Origin of the sequence: Rheinheimera texasensis (assembly GCF_964031785.1) — a bacterium.
Classification (GTDB): domain Bacteria; phylum Pseudomonadota; class Gammaproteobacteria; order Enterobacterales; family Alteromonadaceae; genus Pararheinheimera; species Pararheinheimera texasensis_A.
The window spans coordinates 692,770-712,069 of the sequence record NZ_CAXIRE010000021.1 but is presented as its reverse complement, the minus strand read 5'-3'; the positions used below and the strand labels follow the sequence as shown (position 1 = coordinate 712,069).

At 52.1% G+C, this 19,300-nt stretch carries 17 protein-coding genes; 12 read left to right on the top strand and 5 right to left on the bottom strand.

Going from position 1 to position 19,300, the window contains the following annotated elements; genetic code table 11:
• Positions 1 to 9: 9 nt before the first annotated feature.
• The 4 genes from ABNT34_RS14755 to ABNT34_RS14740 all read left to right on the top strand — a co-directional run bounded on the left by ABNT34_RS14755 (position 10) and on the right by ABNT34_RS14740 (position 3,973).
• Entirely contained in the window at positions 10 to 945 is a 936-nt protein-coding gene (locus tag ABNT34_RS14755; RefSeq protein WP_348732933.1) for a LysR family transcriptional regulator, read from the top strand.
• Positions 946 to 960: 15 nt separating this feature from the next.
• Positions 961 to 1,569 carry an HAD-IA family hydrolase gene (locus tag ABNT34_RS14750; protein WP_348732931.1) on the top strand — a complete coding sequence of 203 codons (609 nt, stop codon included), beginning with the start codon at positions 961 to 963 and terminating at the stop codon, positions 1,567 to 1,569.
• A gap of 179 nt (positions 1,570 to 1,748) precedes the next feature.
• On the top strand, positions 1,749 to 3,002 hold the full coding sequence (locus ABNT34_RS14745) for an HD-GYP domain-containing protein (RefSeq protein WP_348732929.1): 1,254 nt from the start codon (positions 1,749 to 1,751) through the stop codon (positions 3,000 to 3,002).
• 86 nt (positions 3,003 to 3,088) lie between these two features.
• Positions 3,089 to 3,973 carry a DMT family transporter gene (locus ABNT34_RS14740; RefSeq protein ID WP_348732927.1) on the top strand — a complete coding sequence of 295 codons (885 nt, stop codon included), beginning with the start codon at positions 3,089 to 3,091 and terminating at the stop codon, positions 3,971 to 3,973.
• A 5-nt stretch (positions 3,974 to 3,978) separates the two neighbouring features.
• On the opposite strand, the gene ABNT34_RS14735 is transcribed toward ABNT34_RS14740, so the two are convergent.
• Positions 3,979 to 4,308, bottom strand: coding sequence for an MGMT family protein (locus ABNT34_RS14735; protein ID WP_348732925.1), 330 nt, complete (start codon positions 4,306 to 4,308; stop codon positions 3,979 to 3,981).
• Between the two features lie 35 nt (positions 4,309 to 4,343).
• Here ABNT34_RS14735 and ABNT34_RS14730 point away from each other — a divergent pair, with 35 nt between their 5' ends.
• The 4 genes from ABNT34_RS14730 (at position 4,344) to ABNT34_RS14715 (ending at position 9,610) form a co-directional block, all read left to right on the top strand.
• Positions 4,344 to 4,532, top strand: a complete 189-nt coding sequence (locus ABNT34_RS14730; protein WP_348732923.1) for an oxidoreductase-like domain-containing protein — start codon at positions 4,344 to 4,346, stop codon at positions 4,530 to 4,532.
• A gap of 104 nt (positions 4,533 to 4,636) precedes the next feature.
• Positions 4,637 to 6,310: a peptide MFS transporter gene (locus ABNT34_RS14725; protein WP_348732921.1), complete on the top strand. Its 1,674-nt coding sequence runs from the start codon at positions 4,637 to 4,639 to the stop codon at positions 6,308 to 6,310.
• Between the two features lie 4 nt (positions 6,311 to 6,314).
• Positions 6,315 to 7,277, top strand: a complete 963-nt coding sequence (locus tag ABNT34_RS14720; protein WP_348732919.1) for a hypothetical protein — start codon at positions 6,315 to 6,317, stop codon at positions 7,275 to 7,277.
• Positions 7,278 to 7,426: 149 nt separating this feature from the next.
• Positions 7,427 to 9,610 (top strand): S46 family peptidase, encoded by a 2,184-nt coding sequence (locus ABNT34_RS14715; RefSeq protein WP_348732918.1) that lies wholly within the window; start codon positions 7,427 to 7,429, stop codon positions 9,608 to 9,610.
• 89 nt (positions 9,611 to 9,699) lie between these two features.
• Here the strand turns inward: ABNT34_RS14715 and ABNT34_RS14710 are convergent, their stop codons facing one another.
• A complete protein-coding gene (locus ABNT34_RS14710; RefSeq protein WP_348732916.1) occupies positions 9,700 to 10,545 on the bottom strand; it encodes an HDOD domain-containing protein in 846 nt (281 codons plus the stop codon).
• Between the two features lie 179 nt (positions 10,546 to 10,724).
• On the opposite strand from ABNT34_RS14710, the gene ABNT34_RS14705 reads away from it, so the two are divergent.
• The 4 genes from ABNT34_RS14705 to ABNT34_RS14690 all read left to right on the top strand — a co-directional run bounded on the left by ABNT34_RS14705 (position 10,725) and on the right by ABNT34_RS14690 (position 16,735).
• The gene (locus ABNT34_RS14705; RefSeq protein ID WP_348732914.1) at positions 10,725 to 12,506 is read left to right on the top strand and encodes a choice-of-anchor I family protein; all 1,782 of its coding nucleotides are present in this window, start codon (positions 10,725 to 10,727) and stop codon (positions 12,504 to 12,506) included.
• A 204-nt stretch (positions 12,507 to 12,710) separates the two neighbouring features.
• Positions 12,711 to 13,148 (top strand): hypothetical protein, encoded by a 438-nt coding sequence (locus ABNT34_RS14700; protein WP_348732912.1) that lies wholly within the window; start codon positions 12,711 to 12,713, stop codon positions 13,146 to 13,148.
• A complete protein-coding gene (locus ABNT34_RS14695; RefSeq protein WP_348732910.1) occupies positions 13,108 to 14,307 on the top strand; it encodes a hypothetical protein in 1,200 nt (399 codons plus the stop codon). Before ABNT34_RS14700 ends, ABNT34_RS14695 begins: the two co-directional genes overlap by 41 nt.
• 4 nt (positions 14,308 to 14,311) lie before the next feature.
• Complete coding sequence (locus tag ABNT34_RS14690; RefSeq protein ID WP_348732908.1) at positions 14,312 to 16,735, top strand: EAL domain-containing protein; 2,424 nt, start codon at positions 14,312 to 14,314, stop codon at positions 16,733 to 16,735.
• A gap of 27 nt (positions 16,736 to 16,762) precedes the next feature.
• Here ABNT34_RS14690 and ABNT34_RS14685 read toward each other — a convergent pair whose 3' ends face one another.
• The 3 genes from ABNT34_RS14685 to ABNT34_RS14675 form a co-directional block, all read right to left on the bottom strand.
• Positions 16,763 to 18,544: a diguanylate cyclase gene (locus ABNT34_RS14685; RefSeq protein ID WP_348732906.1), complete on the bottom strand. Its 1,782-nt coding sequence runs from the start codon at positions 18,542 to 18,544 to the stop codon at positions 16,763 to 16,765.
• 15 nt (positions 18,545 to 18,559) lie between these two features.
• Positions 18,560 to 18,826 (bottom strand): hypothetical protein, encoded by a 267-nt coding sequence (locus ABNT34_RS14680; protein WP_348732905.1) that lies wholly within the window; start codon positions 18,824 to 18,826, stop codon positions 18,560 to 18,562.
• Positions 18,827 to 18,893: 67 nt separating this feature from the next.
• A complete protein-coding gene (locus ABNT34_RS14675) occupies positions 18,894 to 19,157 on the bottom strand; it encodes a hypothetical protein (RefSeq protein ID WP_348732903.1) in 264 nt (87 codons plus the stop codon).
• Between the last annotated feature and the right edge of the window lie 143 nt (positions 19,158 to 19,300).

Sequence of the window (19,300 nt, the reverse complement as noted above, 5' to 3'; positions counted from 1 at the left end):
ATTCCCCCGATGGCCATGCAGCCCGTATTGACGCTGGAGGCACTCAGAGCGCTGGATGCTATTGATCGCAAAGGAAGTTTTGCCGCAGCCGCTGAGTCTTTATATAAGGTGCCTTCTGCGCTCAGTTACACCATCGCGCGCCTGGAAAGCGATCTTGGCGTGCAATTATTTGACCGCAGCCGGCAAAAGGCCCAGCTGACGCAGGCCGGTCAGCTGCTGTTGCAACAAGGCCGGCATTTATTGCTGGCCAGTCAGCAGTTAGAAGAGGCTGTACGCCAGCTCGATACCGGCTGGGAACGGCAACTGGTGATTGCGGTGGACTCAGTGGTGCCGTTGCAGCCGTTATTCAGTCTGATTGATGAGTTTCATCAGCTTGGCCGGCTGACGCAAATAGTGTTGTCGGAACAAGTGATGGCGGGTGGCTGGGAGGCCTTACAAAGTGGCCGGGCTGATTTAGCGGTGGGGTTATCCGGCGAAGGCGTATCTGGTCAGTTTCAGTTGCAGCCGATGGCGCAGCTGGATTTTGTGTTTGCGGTGGCGCCGCATCACGAGCTGGCGCAGCTGGACCGGGTCGTCACACAGCAGGATTTACAGCAGCAAACGGCGATTGTGGTCAGTGATTCAGCACTGGATTTGCCGGCGCGGGATTCCGGCCTCTATGACAGCCGGCGGCGGGTGGTAGTGAGCAGCATGCAGGCCAAAATCGCCGCGCAGCAGGCCGGGCTTGGCGTGGGTTTTTTGCCGAAACACCTGGTCAGCGATGAGATCCGGGCTGGACGGCTGATTGCCAAAGCCTGCGAAGTGCCAAGGGCCGGCACTATGATGTATCTGGGCTGGCGGCGTCAGAGTCAACCGGGGCAGGCATTATTATGGTTCAGCCGGCAACTGAGCCAATATGACTGGGCCGCCGTATTCCACAACCCGAATACAAAAGCCAGTGACTGAAACAGGGCCAGCAGTATGCAATTAGGTGAACATCGCGGCGTGATTTTTGATTTAGACGGTACGCTGGTGGATTCCAGGCTGGATTTCAGTCAGTTATGCCAGCAGCTCGGCTGGCCGGCCGGTACGCCTATTCTGGAACAACTGGCGACGATGACAGACCGTCATGAATACCAGCGCGCGCTTGGCGTTATCGAACAATTTGAACTGGCAGGCGCGGCCGCGGCAGAGTGGATGCCGGGCGCGGCCGACCTGCTGGCATTACTGCAACAACAGCAAATCCCGACCGCAATTCTGACGCGTAATATGCGCAGTGCTACCTGGCATTGTCTGGATCGCCTTGGGATTGCGGTGGATATTGTCTTAACGCGCGAAGATGCGCCGGCCAAGCCGGACCCGACCGGTTTGTTGCAAATAGCCAGCGTCTGGCAGCTGCCGCCGGCTGAGTTAATCTTTATCGGTGATTTTCATTTTGACCTGGCAACCGCGCGGGCCGCCGGCATGCCGGGCTGTTTGTACCTTAATGACCAGAATGGCCATTACCGGGCGCAGGCCGATTTTGTCCTGCCGCACTTTGATGAACTCAGACTTTGTTATCAGCTGCGAATGCCGCTTACATCTGGTTAGGCCGTGGTTTGCTTTTTCATTACATACGCGGCCTCTGTTCGGGCAAAAAGTGCAGAACATCAGCCAGATCAAAGACATTTACAGCATAGGTTGCTAGACTGCTCAGAGTTCTAAAAGTCATTTCCAGCTGTTTTTATTATCCGGCTTCGTTAAATCTATAGCCGAATCAAAGGTGTGGCGTGTCAGTTGCAAAAATAAGTCCGTCTCAGGTCAAAATTGGTTATTTCATTCAGTTGCCCGTGAACTGGATGAAACACCCATTTCTGACCAATAAATTTAAAGTCGAAAATCATGAACAAATCGCCATCATCCAGACGCTGGATTTGGAGTTTGTGTATTTTTTCCCGGATAAAAGTAGTGTTGAAATTTCGGAAGAGGCCGCTCCGGCTGAGGAACTGGCGCAGCATGCCAGCGAGTTACGTTATAAACTGGAGCGGGAAAAAAACGAGCGGATAGAGCAGGCCAAAGAACAGCGTCGTCAGCTGCAGCGCACCGAAAAAGCTTTTGAGCAGTCGATGGTGCAGGTGCGTAATGTCATGTCGAAAATTGGCAGCCGGCCACTGCAGGCCGTTGACGAAGCGACTGGCCTGGTGAATCAAATCGCCGACACTATTATCAATGCCGATTCTTTAGTGCTACATCTGATTTCGCAGGCCGGCAAAGAACAGGAAAGTATTTATTTTCACGTGCTGAACGTGTCGGTATTATCGATGATGCTGGCAAAAAATCTCGGCATGAGTGCAGAGCAGGTCAAGCTGACCGGCCTCGGCGCTTTGTTCCACGACATTGGCAAGCTGAAGATCCCGACGCAAATTTTGCGTAAAACTGAGCCTTTAACGGCGCCTGAAGCCAACTTACTGAAAATGCATACCCGCTACGGTATTGAACTGCTGAAGCTGACAGAGTCTTTCCCAAAAGCAGCCTGGCCCGTGGTTGAGCAGCATCACGAATATTTAGATGGCACTGGTTATCCCCTGGGTCTAAAAGATGCCGAGATTGACGCGATGGCGAAGGTCGTCGCCGTGGTCAATGAGTTTGATAATTTGTGCCACCCGGTGGATGTGACCAAAGCGCGTTCACCGCATCATGCCATGTCGTTTTTGTTTAAAACGATGAAAGGCAAACTCGGTGCCAGTGAAATGGGCCAGCTGATCAAGATGATGGGCGTGTATCCGCCCGGCACTATAGTGCAGCTCAGCGACGACCGGGTCGGGTTGGTCATGTCGGTCAACAGCGACCAGCTGCTGTACCCGAATGTGCTGGTGTATGACTCCCAAATTCCGCGCCTGGAAGCGCCGGTGATATCGCTGCAGGAAGGCAAACTCAGTATTGTCAAAGTGCTGAAGCCTTCTGCATTGCCGCAGGCGGTGTATGAATATCTGAATCCGCGCGCACAGGTCAGTTATTTTATTCAGGGCAATGACCGTAAATAATCAGGCTTGGGCTCTCGCACCGCGCAGCCTCTCACCATCAGTCTTCATGTCTAATCAACCCGGCGTTGAAACTTCGGCTCGGCCCCATGCTGCAGGCTAATGGGCTGTTGCTGCTGGCGGCAGCGATTTGGGGTTTTGGCTTTGTCGCTCAGCGTCTGGGGCTCGATAGTCTCGGGCCTTTTGCCTTTAACGGTGTGCGTTTTTTGCTTGGAGCCCTGAGTTTGCTGCCATTAGTGCTGTGGCAGAAACAGCGCAGTGGCTTAAAGGGTGCTGAATTTTCGACAATGTGGCGGGCCGGCTTGCCGGTTGGCATGTTGCTGTTTATCGGCGCCAGTCTGCAGCAGGTGGCGCTGCTATATACCACTGCAGCCAAAGCCGGCTTTATCACCGGTTTATATCTGGTGCTGGTGCCACTGCTTGGCTTATGGCTGCGGCATAAAACCAGTGCCAATACCTGGCTGGGTGGGCTGGTTGCTTTGCTGGGGCTGTATTTTTTGTCGATCGACAGCGCGATGCAAATCAATACCGGCGATCTGCTGTTATTTGCCGGCGCTTTTTTTTGGGCCGCCCATCTGCTGAGCATTGATCACTTTGCAACAAAGCTGACCCCGGTTTTGCTGGCGCTGCTGCAATGTCTGGTCTGTGGGGTGCTGAGCCTCGGACTGGCTTTTGTGCTGGAAACCGTCACGTTCGCTGCTGTGGCAGCCGCTGTCTGGCCTTTACTTTATGCCGGTATTCTGGCGACTGGCGTGGCTTATACCCTGCAGATCATCGGTCAGCGCCGCGCGCATCCGGCTCATGCCGCAATTATCCTCAGTCTGGAAACGGTATTTGCTGCCGTGGGCGGAGTCTGGTTATTGGGCGAAACCCTGACGGTCAGAGCCTTATCCGGCTGTGCCTTGATGTTATTCGGCATGTTGCTGTCGCAGTTGCCGCTGCGCTGGTTGCTGCGCGCCTGGCATAAGCCTTAGCCTTTCTAAAACTTCAGTTGAAACAACAACTCGGCTAAATCCGGTTGCCAGTGATATTGCGCCGGGACTTTGATGCCACGCAGTATCACGCCTTCGGCCCGCAGCAAGGCACTTTGCTCGGAAGCTTCTGCGCTGCCGGGTGCAAAAGCCAGGCTCAGATTACTGCGTACCACCCGATACCAGGGCAGTGGGGTTGGGCTATATCCTAAGGCTTTTCCGACCAGCCGGGCGCGGCCGGGCAGGCCGGCTAAATCAGCAATTTGGCCGTAACTGGCGACCTTGCCAGCGGGGATTTGTTGCACTGTTTGCCAGATCCGGTTGTAATGCGGGTTCATCTGCACCTGATATTCATAACTTTTCCGGAGTCTTTATGCCTGCAGCGTCCATTCCTGTCAAATTGCTGGAAAAACCAGAACCGCCTGGCAGCAACGAGTGCTGTGGCAGTGGCAGTTGTTGCCCTTGTGTCTGGGATTATTACCGCGAACAGCTGGCTCTGTGGCAACAACAGCAGCAACTGCAAAGTAGCGCCAGTCCGGCTGCTGCCGATGAACAGCACTAACGGTCGCCCTTCGCTGCGCGCTTCCTAAATCAGTCGCTCATGGTATAGTAAGGCCCAAGCCCTTCCGGTGCTACATAACGATAACAATCTATTGCGGGATCCCTATGACCTCAACACATGACGTGCTGGCTGGCCAGAAACAATGGCTGGGCCATCCGGTCGGACTTTTTGTCTGTTTTTTTACCGAAATGTGGGAACGTTTCGCCTTTTACGGCCTAAAAGCACTGCTGTTTCTTTATCTGACCCAACATCATTTATTCAACGACAAAAACGGTTATCTGCTGCTGGGCACTTATGCCGGTCTGGCTTACGCACTGCCGGTCGTGGGCGGACTACTCGCCGACAAATATCTCGGCATGCGTAAAGCCGTGACTTTTGGCGGCGCGCTGATGGCTGTTGGCATGTTAGGCATGGCGTACAAAGGCACGCAGGCCAGTGCCGAAGGCGGTGCCGATTTACTGGCACTGCAGGTGATGTACGCCTCGTTAGCCCTGGTGGCGGTGGGCGTTGGTTTCCTCAAACCGAATATCTCAACTATTGTTGGCCGGCTTTATATCGACAGCGACCCGCGCCGCGACTCGGCTTTTACGCTGTTTTATATGGGCATCAATTTAGGCGCGATTTTTTCCAGTTTGTTTGTCGGCTGGATTGGCATTGCCTACGGCTGGGAATATGGCTTCGGCTCGGCCGGTATCGGTCTGTTGCTGGGGTTAGTGGTGTTTTTAAAAGGCACTAAACACTTCCACGGTCAGGCTGAACCGGCCAACCCGGCAGTACTTGATGAAAAAGTAGCTGGAATGCGCCGTGAAACGCTGATTTATCTGCTGGCGCTGGTTGGCGTTGCGGTCGTGCAGCAAATTCTGCAAACCAGTATCGATTTTGGTGCTTTAGGCGCATTACTTGGCATGGCGCCAGGCGCGGAAATTACCGCGACTGAAGTGGTCGCTGTGGCCCTGACGCTGGTGTTGATGGTCTGGTGGTTTAAGTTCATTTTCGTCCAGTGTAATGCGTTGGAACGCGCCAACATGATTATGCTGATGGTGCTGACCGCCATTTCAGCGGTGTTCTGGGGTTTGTATGAACAAACCTACGGCAGCTGGCTGGCCTATTCGGACCGGGTCATGCAAAGCCCGACTTTTGATTTGGGTTTGTTCAGTTTTGCCTTTAATTCGTCACAGCTGACTTTTGTCGCATCGTTTTTTATCGTACTGCTGGCGTTTCCATTTGCCTGGTTATGGCCCTGGCTGGACCGTAAAGGCTGGAATCCGTCTGCGCCGAATAAGTTTGGCATCGCGCTGCTCTGCGCCGGCCTTGCGCATTTTATCCTGCAATATGCCGCGTTAAACCCGCTGGAGAGCGGTCTCGCCGGTTTCTGGTGGTTTATCCTGGCGTATTTTGTCTTAGTGATTGGGGAGATGGCGTTATCGCCGATTGGTTTGTCCGCGGTCACGGCATTGTCAGTGGCGCGGGTGGTCAGTCTGATGATGGGCGTCTGGTTCCTCGCTTCTGCATTTGGTGAAATGATTGCCGGCCGTTTTGGCGCCCTGGCGTCCATGCCGGCCGGCACTGCGGTGCCGGATGCGCTGAATATTTACGCAGAAGTGTTTGCCATCCTGGGCTGGGTGGGCCTCGGCTCTGCTGTACTGATGTTTGTGCTGTCGCCGCTGTTGACCGGTCTGATCCGCCGGGCACAGCAGCAAGCAGTGCAACAACAGCAACAACAGCAACAACAGCAACAACAGCAACAACAGCCACAACAACACTCACAACAGGGCTAATCAGATGCAATGGCTCAGTGATTGGCGTCAGCGTGGCGGACAGATTTGGCAGCAACTGGACTTGTCGCAGCGCTGTTATCTGATCTCAGCGTTGTTGGTGCTGGCCTGGTTGCTGAGCTTCAATAGCCAATACTGGCTGCTGGGCTTGCTTGGTGTCAGTTTGTTTATTGCTGTGGTCAATGACATCTGGCAGGGCTTTTTACGCATCTGGCACAGTTTACCGGGCAAGGCCTTTATTCTGGTTTGTTATGCGGTGTTGGCGAATTTTTGCTTTGCGCTCGCCGACAGTTCGGTCAATAACCTGATTGGCGTGCGGCCTGAAGTGGTGCCTTTTAGTGTCAATCTGACGCTGATGTTACTGGCTCCGTTCTGGAGTTTCCTGCTGGCCTTTGTGTTGCTGTCGGCTTATCTGGTTCTGCATAGCATCAAACTGATGTTACTGGTGATGCTGCGCCCGCTGGGTGTGCGCAGCCATCATCTGCAGGATGGCAGTTATCCGAAATTATCATTGGCCGCCCGTTTGTGTTTTTTGCCGCTGATTTTTACCTATATGGGCGCAGCAATGACCGGTTATGTTACCGGCGATACGGCGGCTATCGATATTTTCCGCGAACCGGCAGCTGCACAGGTTCAGCCAGAAGAGGCTGCTGCCGCGCAAGCAGATGAGACCGAAGTTGTGCCAAAGCAAGCGGATCCTCAGGTCAAAATGTTTGGCGGTGAGATCTCGGGTTTATCCGGCATTAATCCGGAAGTGCGCTGGATCAACCGCTCTGTGGCCTGGTTTTTATATCAGATTGAAAGCCTGAGCAAATCACAATGCCTGATGCAGGGCGCCGAACATCTGGTGCATCTGAATGATTATGAAGTGCTGGTGATCACGCCGGATGCAAAACAGCCTTATGGTTATCAGTATCAGGTGCGGGCTTGTGGTTCAGCAACAGGGCCGGTGCCTCGCGCCAGCCATTAACAGAACTGCCCGGACCTGAGGTCTTCATCCGGCGCCAACAGATAACGGCCGCTGCTGACAGGCTGCTCGGCGCGCCCGTTGCTACCATTGCTTGCAGGGATAACGCCACAGCTATAGGCTAGGCGTTTTTGTCAGAATGGACTGTCCCGATGTATAAAAACCTGCTGGTTCCGGCGCTGCTGTGCAGTAGCGTCGTTGTTGCCGACGAAGGCCAATGGCAACCTTATCAATTGCCACAATTACAACCACAACTCAGTGCCCGCGGTATCACAGTGCCGGCAGCCGATTTAGCCGATTTAAGCAAATATCCGATGAATGCCATTGTCAGTCTCGGTTATTGCTCCGCGTCGTTTGTGTCACCACAGGGCTTAGTCATCACCAATCATCACTGTGCTTATGGCGCAATTCAGCAAAACTCCAGTGCTGAAAATAATTTAATTGCCAATGGTTTTCTGGCAAAAACTCAGGCAGAAGAACTGCCGGCCGGTCCCTCAGAACGTTTGTATGTCACTGAACTGGTTGAAGATGTAACAGCGAAAGTCAGTGGTGCCTTGCCGGCTAAGCTGACTGATTTAGCCCGGTTTGAAGCCATTGAAAACAACCGTAAACAGCTAATCCAGGCTTGTGAAAGTGATGTCAATTACCGCTGTAATGTGGTCAGTTTCCATCATGGCCTGCAGTTTTTCCTGATCAAACAGCTGATGATCCAGGATGTGCGGTTGGTGTACGCGCCGTCTGAAGCGGTTGGTAATTTTGGTGGTGATATCGACAACTACGAATATCCGCGCCACACCGGCGATTATTCATTTTTGCGTGGTTATGTTGGTAAAGACGGCAAACCGGCAGCTTTTGCCAAAGACAACGTGCCATACCAACCGAAATTTCACTTAAAAATTAACGCTGCTGGCGTCAAAGCCGGTGATGGTATTTTACTGGCCGGTTATCCGGGCCAGACCAGCCGTTACCGGCTGGCGGAAGAAATTGCTTTTGCCCGTGACTGGCAGTATCCGGCCAGCGTCAGCACTTTTAACCAGATGATCCAGACCATCGACGCTTTTGGCGCTAAAGATCCGGCCATGCAGGTGCGTTACGCCTCAGTGGTCAAAGGCTATAACAACCGGATGAAAAAAATGCAGGGCCTGCTCGATGGCTTCAAAGTCACCGATATTCACGCCATTAAGCAACAGCAACAGCAAGAATTACTGGCCTGGATAGCCGCAGACAGCAGTCGCAAAGGCCATCAGCAGGCACTGGCTGCGCTCAAAGAAGTGGTCAGTGCTGAACAACAATATCAGCAACAAACCTGGTATTTTGATAATGCCAAACGCAGCGATTTGTTCAAAGCGGCGCAGGATTTATACCGTCTGGCACAAGAGCGGCAAAAACCGGACAGCGAGCGTGAGCTGGGGTATCAGCAACGCGACCAAAAAATGTGGCAGGGCCGGTTAAAACGGCTTGATACCAGCTTTGCACCAAGGGTCGATTTAGCGTTGTGGAGCCAACAACTTGAAGTGTATTTGCAGCAAAAACCGCTGCTGCGGGTCAAAGCGCTGGATGATGCGTTAGGTTTAGTGCCTGGCATGACTGCCGCGCAAATCAGCGCCAGCTTAAAACCCTGGTATGACAAAACAACCTTAGGCACCAGCGCCGGCCGGTTGGCCTGGCTGGAAAAAACACCGGCGGAGTTTGCTGCAAGTGAAGACCCTTTCATCAAAGCTGCCGTTGCGGTCTATCAGCAGCAAATTGCGCTGGAGCAGCAACAAAAAGCCATTCAGGGCGCTTTATTAAAAACCCGTCCGGCTTATATGCAGGCGGTGATTGCTTTTAATCAAAGCAAAGGTAAACCGGTTTATCCGGATGCCAACAGTACACTGCGGATCACTTACGGCCATGTTGACGGTTACCCGGCCTCTGATGGTGTCTATAAAACGCCATTCACGTCAGTACGCGGCATGATCGCCAAACAACAGCCAACAGGGGTGTTCCAGCTGCCGGCAAACCTGGTGAAAGCCTATCAGGCCAAACAATATGACGGTTATTATTATGCTGATCTTGGCGCAAAACCGGCGCTACCGTTTGATTCGGTGCCGCTGAACTTTTTATCCAGCGCAGATACTACCGGCGGCAATTCCGGCTCTGCCGTGATGAATGGTAAAGGTGAGCTGATTGGTCTGAATTTTGACTCAACTTATGAGTCGATCAGTAAAGACTGGTACTTTAATCCGGCTATCACCCGGGCCATCCATGTCGACATCCGCTTTGTGCTGTGGATGATGCAGTATGTTGATGGGGCGCAGAATCTGCTGGATGAGATGTCAATTGTCCGTGATTGATATCGTGCCAGTCTGAGCCTTTGTGGCATATAAAAACCGGGCTTTGGCCCGGTTTTTTGTTGTTGATAATAAAGCTTGTCCGGTTTGCGTCAGAAAATACTGAACAGCGCCGGATTCAGTAAACTCAGGATCGACATGCCTTCTAAAAAGGCAAAACTGCTGGCGTCATGCAGATCGTCTTTACTGAGGTTCAGCACTTCCATAATTTGTTTGTCGGTTAAATCATACAGTTGAAACACATCGGCGTTAGCCTCACTGAGTGCCAGACAACTGGCCAGGTGCAGGATGAGGCCCACTTTATTGGCCGCCGAGTATTCTGGCTGGTTCAGTTGTTTCAGCGGCTGGATGATGCGGTCCGGCAGTTGCCAGTGTTTCAGCAACTCGACCGTGCAGTCAGCATAGGTGAAGCCCAGCAACTCCTGTTGTTTCAGCCAGGGTTTTTTACCTTTTTGATGCTGGGCACAGATCCGGGCGATATCCGGCTTCACCTGCACAACCACCAGTTCCCCTAAATTGTGCAACAAGCCGGCTAAATAAATCGGCTCGTCCTTTTTCACCCCAAGGTGAAATGCCAGATGTTTGGCGATCAGCGCCGTATTGATACTGTGCTCCCAAAACTTGTCCAATGCGATGACATTGGGTTTGAGACTGGCAAAAGCCTCGGCGGCGCCGCTGGCGACAACCAGGTTATAAACCTGAGTTTCCCCCAGCACCTGCACGGCTTTTTGCACTGTTTCTACTTGTTTGGGAAAGTTGTACAGCGCGCTGTTGGCCAGGCGCAGCAGCTTAGACGACAAGACCGGGTCATAAGAAATCAGTTCGGCAATTTCGTCGATATCACTGATTTCATCGTCGATAATTTCTTTAATTTTCAGACAGGTATCCGGCAAAGCGAAAATATCACCGACCTGAAGAGCACATTCGGCAGCGTTCAAGTTGCACTCCGTTGTTTTGCATGAATAAGCTTTATCTAGTGTTGCCTCCCAGCGCTGATTTACAAGGGGGTAAGGCGAAATTCCGGACATTTTTTTCTGTCATGTAAATGCCGCGATAACTTCACACCATTGTCATGCGCCGCAGCTAACGTCTTGTTTTTTCTGTTCAGGAGCGACAAATGAAGGCGTTAAAAGTTTCGCTGGCGGCTTTGCTGGTTACGGCGGCATTAAGCGGTTGCACATTGGAAGGAGACGACGGTGCGCCAGGCGCGACGGGCCCGGCCGGTCAAACCGGTGCCACAGGCCCATCCGGTACTAACGGCAGCAATGGCAGTAACGGTCAGAATGCACCGGTTGGCATGCAGCTGCAGGCGGTCGCTCGGTATGTAACCGGTAGTTACGGTGCCGGCGCGGCGGAAATCACCGCTTTTCATGCACAGTCCAAACGGATTTTTGTCGTCAATGGCGCGGCAAACCGGGTGGAAGTGCTGGATGCAGCTTCAGTCAAAAGTCAGGCCTTGTCAGATCCGCTGACCGCCAACACCCTGACCAGTCAGCCGTTGACGCTGCCAGCCACTGTGACAGTGCGTAACAGCGCCGATCAGGACGAAACTGTGGCCTTAGGTTTTGCCAACTCCATCAGTATTCAAGGCCAGCTGCTGGCAGTCGCGGTGGAAAATAAAACCCGCAGTGAGGCCGGTGTCGCGCTGATTTATGATTTAAGCCAGGGCGCGCCGCTGTTAAAACAAGCGATCCGGGTGGGGGCCCAGCCGGATATGCTGACCTTCAGCAGTGACGGCAAATGGTTATTGGTCGCCAATGAAGGCGAACCGGTGGCCGATTATTCGGTTGATCCGGAAGGTTCGGTTTCGCTGATCTCTGTATCGAATGGCGTGGCGGCTACACAAGCCAAAACCGTCAGCTTCAGCGCGCTGAATGGCGACAAAGCAGCGCTGGCTGCCAAAGGCGTGAAATTCGCCGGGCCTGCCAGTACCACTGTGGCACAGGACTTAGAGCCTGAATATATCGCGCTGAGCCCAGACCTGAAAAAGGCCTGGGTGGTGTTACAGGAAAACAATGCCATCGCGGTGATTGACCTTGCTACGGCGAAACTGGATAAAATTCTGCCGCTTGGGTTTAAAGACCATAGCCTGGCCAAAAACAGCCTGGACGTCAGCAACAAAGACGGCGTCAATCTGCAAACCGTGCCTGGTTTGTTTGGTATGTATCAACCAGACACTTTGCAAAGCTTCAGCTGGCAGGGCAGTGCTTTTTACGTAAGTGCCAACGAAGGCGATGCACGCGACTGGGCCGGTTTCTCTGAGCAAAAACGCGTGTCAGCGCTGAAACGTTCTGCCGCACTCAGTGCCCGTCAGCCATATTCGGCCGATGTGTTGGGCCGGCTTAACGTCACCACGGCGCTGGGGCAAAATGCCAGCGGCGAATATGATGCTTTGTATGCTTATGGCGCCCGCTCTTTCAGTATCTGGGACCAGAATGGTCAGCAGGTGTTTGACAGCGGCAATGATTTTGAACGCATTGCCTCCGGCGTCCATGGCGATAAATTTAATTCCAATCATCTGACGGTCGAAGGCGATAACCGCTCTGACGACAAAGGCCCTGAGCCGGAAGCGCTGGCGCTCGGTCAAATCAATGGCCGGACTTATGCGTTTATTGGCACAGAGCGGATGAGTGGTATCTATGTCTATGATATTTCGAATCCTTATGCGCCGCAGTTTGTCGACTACAGCTTCAATCGTGATTTGAACGCTGTGTATAACATTAACGACGACAAACTGCCGGCAGTGGTGACCGGTAACGTAGCGCAGGCCGGTGATTTGGGGCCAGAATCGCTGTCTTTTATTGCGCCGGCCAATAGCCCGACCGGCAAACCGCTGTTGCTGATGGCCAACGAAGTCAGCGGGACTTTAACGGTGTTTGAACTGACGCCAAAGAGCTAATATCACTTTGCCACTACAAGGCCGGCTTTTGCCGGCCTTATTCTTTGCCGCAATCAAATCCTATACTGAATGCTAATTTTGTGTAAACTATTGTTTTACAGCATTCTTTTTTGTTTTTTTTCCAAGTCGTCTATACTCGCCTCTATGGCCTTGAGTTCCCGGATACAACCTGAATTGCCAGACAATTCAGCACAGAAGGACATCGTGAAAAGGTTATTTATCTGTTTCTATTTACTCTGGTGTCAGGCTGCTGTTGCAGCGCCGGCTGCAGAACTGCCACCAAAGGTCAGGGTTATCGCACATCCGTCCGTTCAGGTTGAGGCGTTAACACCGGCACAGTTACGCAGCATTTATCTGATGCGTCAGGTCGTCTGGCCTGACGGCGTCGCCATTCGTGTTTTTACCCTTGCGCCGCGCTCAGCGGTCAATCTGCAATTCTGCCGCGACCAGCTCCAGCTGTTTCCTTATCAGCTGGAACGGGTCTGGCAAAAACTGACGTACTCCGGGACAGGAACGCCCCCTACCGAATTACAGGATCAACAGGCCATGTTGCAGGCAGTCGCCGCAACCCCAGGTGCCATAGGTTATATCGGGATACAGGATGAAACTCAGGTTGTTAAAGTCATTCCAATCAGGCCTTAGCGCTTGCCTGCTGGCAATGTGCGGTCTGTCTGACGCTGCTGCGGCTGATAACTGGCACTGGCATGGTTTTGTCTCACAGGGGCTGATGCAGGCCAGCGACAGTAATTTTGTTAATGACGACGGTGCCATCAGTACTGAACTGACTGAATTTGGCGTCAATGGCAGTTATCAGTTCAGTGCTGATTTACGCCTGTCTGGCCAATTAATGTATCTGGATGGTGGTAACCGTTATGCATCCGGTGGCCGGGTCGATTATTTATTTCTGAACTGGACTGCAGTGAACAACCTCGACTGGCAGCTGAATTTATATGCCGGCCGCTTTAAAAATATGCATTGGCTTTATTCCAGCACCCGCGATGTGCCGATGACCAGGCCAATGATTGTGCTGCCGCAGTCGGTGTATTTTGACGCTTTTCGTGATATTGCCGTCGGTTCTGACGGCATTGCGCTGCAATCAACCAACACCACAGCGATTGGCGAATTTGAAATGATTTGGAGTTATGGCGCTATTCCGATCAGCAAAGAAATGGCGCGCCGGGTCATTGCCACACAGCTACGGGGCGACACTGAGCAAAAATACGTGCATCAGGCGACGCTGTTTTTCCGGCCAGCCAACAGCCAGACACAGTGGGGCATCTCTTTACTCGATTCCGGTTTTGAATATCGTCAGGCACAACCTGACCTGTTTTTTGACGGTGAATTTACGGTACAGCGAGTGATGGCCAACTGGCGTTACAGCGCAGAATTGTGGGAATTATCCAGTGAACTGATGCAGGAACGGGTGTTTGCCCGTGGTTTTTATCTGCCCGGTTTTAACCGCAACCAGTTTGCTCAGGGCGCGTTTTTGCTTGGCAGCTATAACTGGTCGGAAAATACCCGGTTGTATGCCAGTTATGACTGGTACACCGCCAATAAAGACGACCGTGGCGGTGCTTTGTTACCACTGCAAAGTGGTGGGCTGATAGCGCGTTATTTCGGTTATCAGCGCGACTGGGGCCTTGGCATCACGCAGGAGCTGGACCGCAATCTGCGGTTGAAACTGGAATATCACTGGATCACCGGCACCGGGCGGCTGGGCCCAAATGTGGTACCTGCCATCGACATTAACCGCAGTCGTCAGCACGATATCTGGGCGGTACAACTGATGTATTGGTTCTGATCTTATGCGGCCATTTTTAAGTTTACCCTGGAAGATCCTGGCGCTGACCTTAAGTGCTTTGTTGCTGATGACGGTGGTACTCACCAGTTTTGCCATTGTCAAAATGGAGCAGGACTTCCGTTTGCAGCAACAAAAGCAGTTGCAGCTGCGTCAGCAACAATTTGAACTGCTCAATATGCTGCTGGAAAATCAGCTTCGCAGCTGGCTCGAATCCTTCACTGACATGGCCAATATCCGTGAGCAAGCCGATTTCAGCGCTTTTGCGACGGCGCTGGCGCGGCACTACGACACCATAGCGCTGCACCTGAATGTTGAACATCAGTGGTTATTTGATAAAGACGGTGTGTTGCTTTATGCCTCCACCCCTGAAGTGCCGGGCAGGGTGCGTCAGGCGGTGCAGCAAGTGTTGATGGAACTGCAGCCATTCAGCGAAATCGTCTGCGCCGAGCACTGCGCTAAGCTGGTGCTGGTGCCGGTGCAAAATCAACACGGCGATGTCGCTGTGGCAGCGTTGTCGACTACGCTGCTGGATGTGCTGGCATCGCTGAAACAAGGCGTGGGGTCAGAAGTGGCGATAGTGCGGATTGAAGGCGACCTGGAACGGCCGGCCCGTGAACTGCAGTTGCTGAGTTTATCCAACGCCAGCCGGATGGCCTCAGTGTTTTCGGCACTACCGGCCGAAGCCACAGTGAAACAGGCCATCGAAAACGGCTTGCCGGTGCAGATTGGCGCTGAACATTATCTGATTAGCTTCCTGCCTTTGGTTGGCAATGGTCAGGGTTATTATCTGGCGCTGGTTGATGACACCAATAAATTTGCCCGCACCAAAGCTGATTATCAGTACCAGATTGTGATTTTTGCCTTAGTTTGTTTTGTGCTGGTAGCCGTGCTGATTTATTTCAGTACCCAGCGGCTTAGTTTGCGTTTATTACAGATGGCGCGGCATTTACCGCTGTTGGCGCAGCGCCAGTTCCGTGAATTTCGCGACCACAGTCAAAAACCGCCATTGGTATTTTCCGATGAACTGGACGTGCTGGGCAATGCGGCCAATCAGCTGAGCCTGGAACTGGAACATCTGCATCAGCAGATTGAACACAACACCCGCGAGCTGGAAAACATCGCGATGTACGACCTGCTGACTGGCTTGCCCAATCGCAATATGTTATTGTTCCAGCTGAAAAAGTATCTGGCGGCGCTTGAACGGCATCCAGGGAAAATTGCCGTGTTATTTCTCGACTTGGATAATTTTAAGCTGGTGAATGATACCCAGGGCCATGCCGCCGGTGATTTGCTGCTGGTTGAAGCCGCCAACCGGCTGAAAACCTGTATCCGCCCAACTGATTTGGCTTCAAGGTTTGGTGGCGATGAATTTGTACTGGTGTTACCTGATGTGATGTCTGACGAGCATCCGGCTGAAGTCGCCAACCGCATTCTGCAGGCGTTTCAGCAGCCGGTTGAGCTCAATGGCCAGCTGTTTTATGTCTCCGGCAGTATCGGCGTGGCGATGTCGTCTGACCCACTGTCACTGCCGGATGATCTCATTCGTCAGGCGGATATTGCGATGTATAACGCCAAAGAGCAGGGCGGTGCCGCCTATACCGGCTATGACCAACAGATGTATCAGCGTCTGTCGAGTCGTATTCAGCTGGAAAGCGACATCAAAGACGCCATTCGCCTGCAACAGTTTTACCTGGTGCTGCAGCCGCAGATTGAGTTGTCCACCGGCCGGCTGGTTGGCTTTGAAGCACTGCTGCGCTGGTCGCATCCGCAGCGCGGTATGGTGACACCGGATGAGTTTATCGGTGTTTTGGAAAATTCACCGCAAATGGTTGAACTGGGTTATTGGGTGTTCCGGCGCAGCTTTGAACTGGCGCAGCAGTTGGTTAGCCAGGGTTATCGCCATATCCGGATTGCGATTAATTTATCAGCCGGGCAATTTCTGGACCCGCAGTTGCCAGAGGTGCTGCAGGGCTTGCTGGACGAGTTTGGCCTGCCAGCCAACCATTTTGAACTGGAACTGACCGAACGCACTTTGGTGAAAAATATTGAGACCACGCTGCAGATGATGCGCCAGCTCAAAGGCATGGGCTTTTGTTTTGCCATCGATGATTTCGGCACCGGCTACTCCAGCCTGAGTTATTTAAAACAAATGCCGGTCGACATCATCAAAATCGATAAATCCTTTGTATTTGGCATGCTGGAAAATGATGCGGATTATCAGATCATTGTCTCGACTATTGCGATGGTGCAGAAGCTGGAACTAACGGTTGTGGCCGAAGGCGTGGAAAACCGCGCCCAGCTGCAGCTGCTGAAAAAGCACAAATGTGATGTCGGGCAGGGCTATTATTTTGCCCGGCCGCTCAACGACGAACAGTTAAAACAATTCCTGCTCGAGCAGGTGCCGGACGGTTTTCTGCGTTTATCCTGAGCGCGAAAACCTGCCGGCCCTTGCGGCTTAGTGCAATGGGTTATTGATAAGCGGTCGTCCCGGATGGGGCTGCATCTGATCATAACTTTCGACGCGGTTACGGCCATTGTATTTGGCGAGATAAAGCGCCTGATCAGCATGGCGCATTAACTCTGCAGTCTGATAGCCGCTGATTTGGCTGTAAGATACACCAAAGCTTGCAGTGAGTTTGAGGCCGCTCTGGAACTCGCTGCAATCGAGCTGTTCAATTGCGTCCCGGCAGATCTCCGCCAGCATCAATACTTTGTCCGGCTGACAATCCGGCAGCGCGATGGCAAACTCTTCACCACCAATGCGGCCAAAAATATCGCCGCTACGGATAAAATGGTTACAGATGCGTACTGTGGCCTGCAGCGCTTTATCGCCGACGTCATGGCCGTAGTTGTCATTGATCAGCTTAAAAAAATCTAAATCAAACACAATCACGCCCAAAGACTTTTGTTGTTGTTTGCAGCGTTTTACCTGCTTTTGCAGCTGTAAATCAAAAAAATGCCGGTTGCTGATGCCGGTCAGGCCGTCGTTTTCCGCCGCCAGTTTGTAAAAGCGATGCCGGCGGACCAGGCGATAGCTGATATACACCAGCAAAATACTGGCAAAACTGAGCAGGCCGATATACAAACTGTCGCGTTGTGCTTGTTGTTTCTTCAGCTGATTTTCTAGCTCAATGACACGGAATTCTTCTTTCATCAGCTTCAGTTGCTGATTTTTTTTCAGTAATTCGCCTTTGGCCAGCTGAAAAGCCAACAGTTGGGCGGAGCGGTCGTCCCGCATCGCCCGCTCAGCTTCTGAAAATTGTCTGGCGGCCAGATAGGCCTCCCGAAAATTCCCTAATTGAGCCGACAGTTCTGCCTTTAACTGCAATGCAGCGACCAATGGCGTACTATACGGCAGGTTTTTAGCGGCTGATTCTACTTCCCTGAGTAGTTGCAGCGCTTCGTCCGCGTTACCAATATCCGCCTGCGCTTGTGCCATCAGCTGATAAAGCTGGATTAATAATCGGTTGTAACCGGTACTTTCAGCGTCAGCACGCTGCGCTTGCAGGTTTTGCAGTGCTTTATCCGGTTGTTTTTGTTGCAGGTAATGCCAGCCGATTTGTACTTTGATCATCTGCGCAAACATTTTTTCGTTAGCGTTCTGACATAAATCAACAGATTTTTCCAACAGGCTGACTTCGAGGCTTTTCTGGAGAAACAACTGGTTCTGATAATCAATCAGCTGGCTCAGACAGGTATCGCGCGTAGTCATTTTATCTGCTGCCAGCTGGGCAATAAATTCGCTGCTTTCCTGATGGAGTCCGGCTTCGGAATAAATATTTGCGGCACTGAGCAGACCCTGATTGCGCCACTTGGCGTTTTCGATATCCGGTAACAGCGAGATCGCCTGGCTCAGGTTGGAAAAAGCATCCACAAACTGGCGTCTGACCATTTGTACATTGGCCAATGTGTAGTAAGCACGAAATCGCATTAATGCTGACTGGCCAGGAGCCACTAACTGAGTCAACAGGGCTTCAGCTTGTTTGTGTTGCCCGGTGTAAGCCAGTTGATAAGCAAGCAGAAAGTCGAGGAAACTGCGTTGAGCTGGCTTCATTTCTGCACTGGCCAGCTTTAATTGTGTCAGTAATTCAGCAAAGCGCTGTGGCGCTGAACTGCGAAGTTCATCGGCTTCATTCAGCATCAGATCGATACGCTCAGCATGATTGTCGGGGGCCGCGCGGACCAGCGCCGACCCCGACAATAACAACAGACAACTGAGCAGTCGCCAGTATTTCATCACAATAAAAAACCTTTAATGTTGGCGGATTTTTTTGTCATCATCTGGTTCATCTTCGTCATCCGGTTGCTCCGGTACATCTGGTGCGACAATGACGAAACAACCTCGTCCCGGCATACCTGCCAGCTGAATTAAGCCTGCAAGATCGGCTTTACGCATAGCGGCCGTCAGTTCTTCGTTTAACGCAAAACTCTCTGCAAGTTGATCAATCTCGTGATCGCGTGCTGTCACTTTTTCGGTGTTAAGTGCAAGTTTCTCTAACATTTGAACCAGTTGGGACATGATAAGACCTTTTTTCTCTGACCATCATTAAACACAGGCAATACGTAGTGGCGATATGTCGTTGTAATCAGTGTCTGGGGACTTCAGTTGCAACGATAAAAAAACAGCCAGTACTGGTTGCCGGAACATTGGACGCTACGATAAAGCTACAACCCGTCGTTTGGGTATTGCTCAGTTGGGCTAACTGCTGACAGTCACCGTTTTGCAGAGCGGTAGCCACAGCGTCATTCAGTCCATACTGGCGGGCCAAATTGGCGATAAGCCATGCACGTTGCCGGGCAGGTAAGGTGCTGGTCGCCATTTCGTTTAAGACGAGATGTAATGCTGACATAAAAAGCTCCTTGCTAAAATTTGTTAATAACTCCGGTACGGTGACAACAACCGGTCCTTCAGACTAGAGCAAGCATTTTGTTTTGTAAATCAAAGGCTGCTGTCGTAGCATCAGATTTCGCTGATAAAAACGATACCAGAATA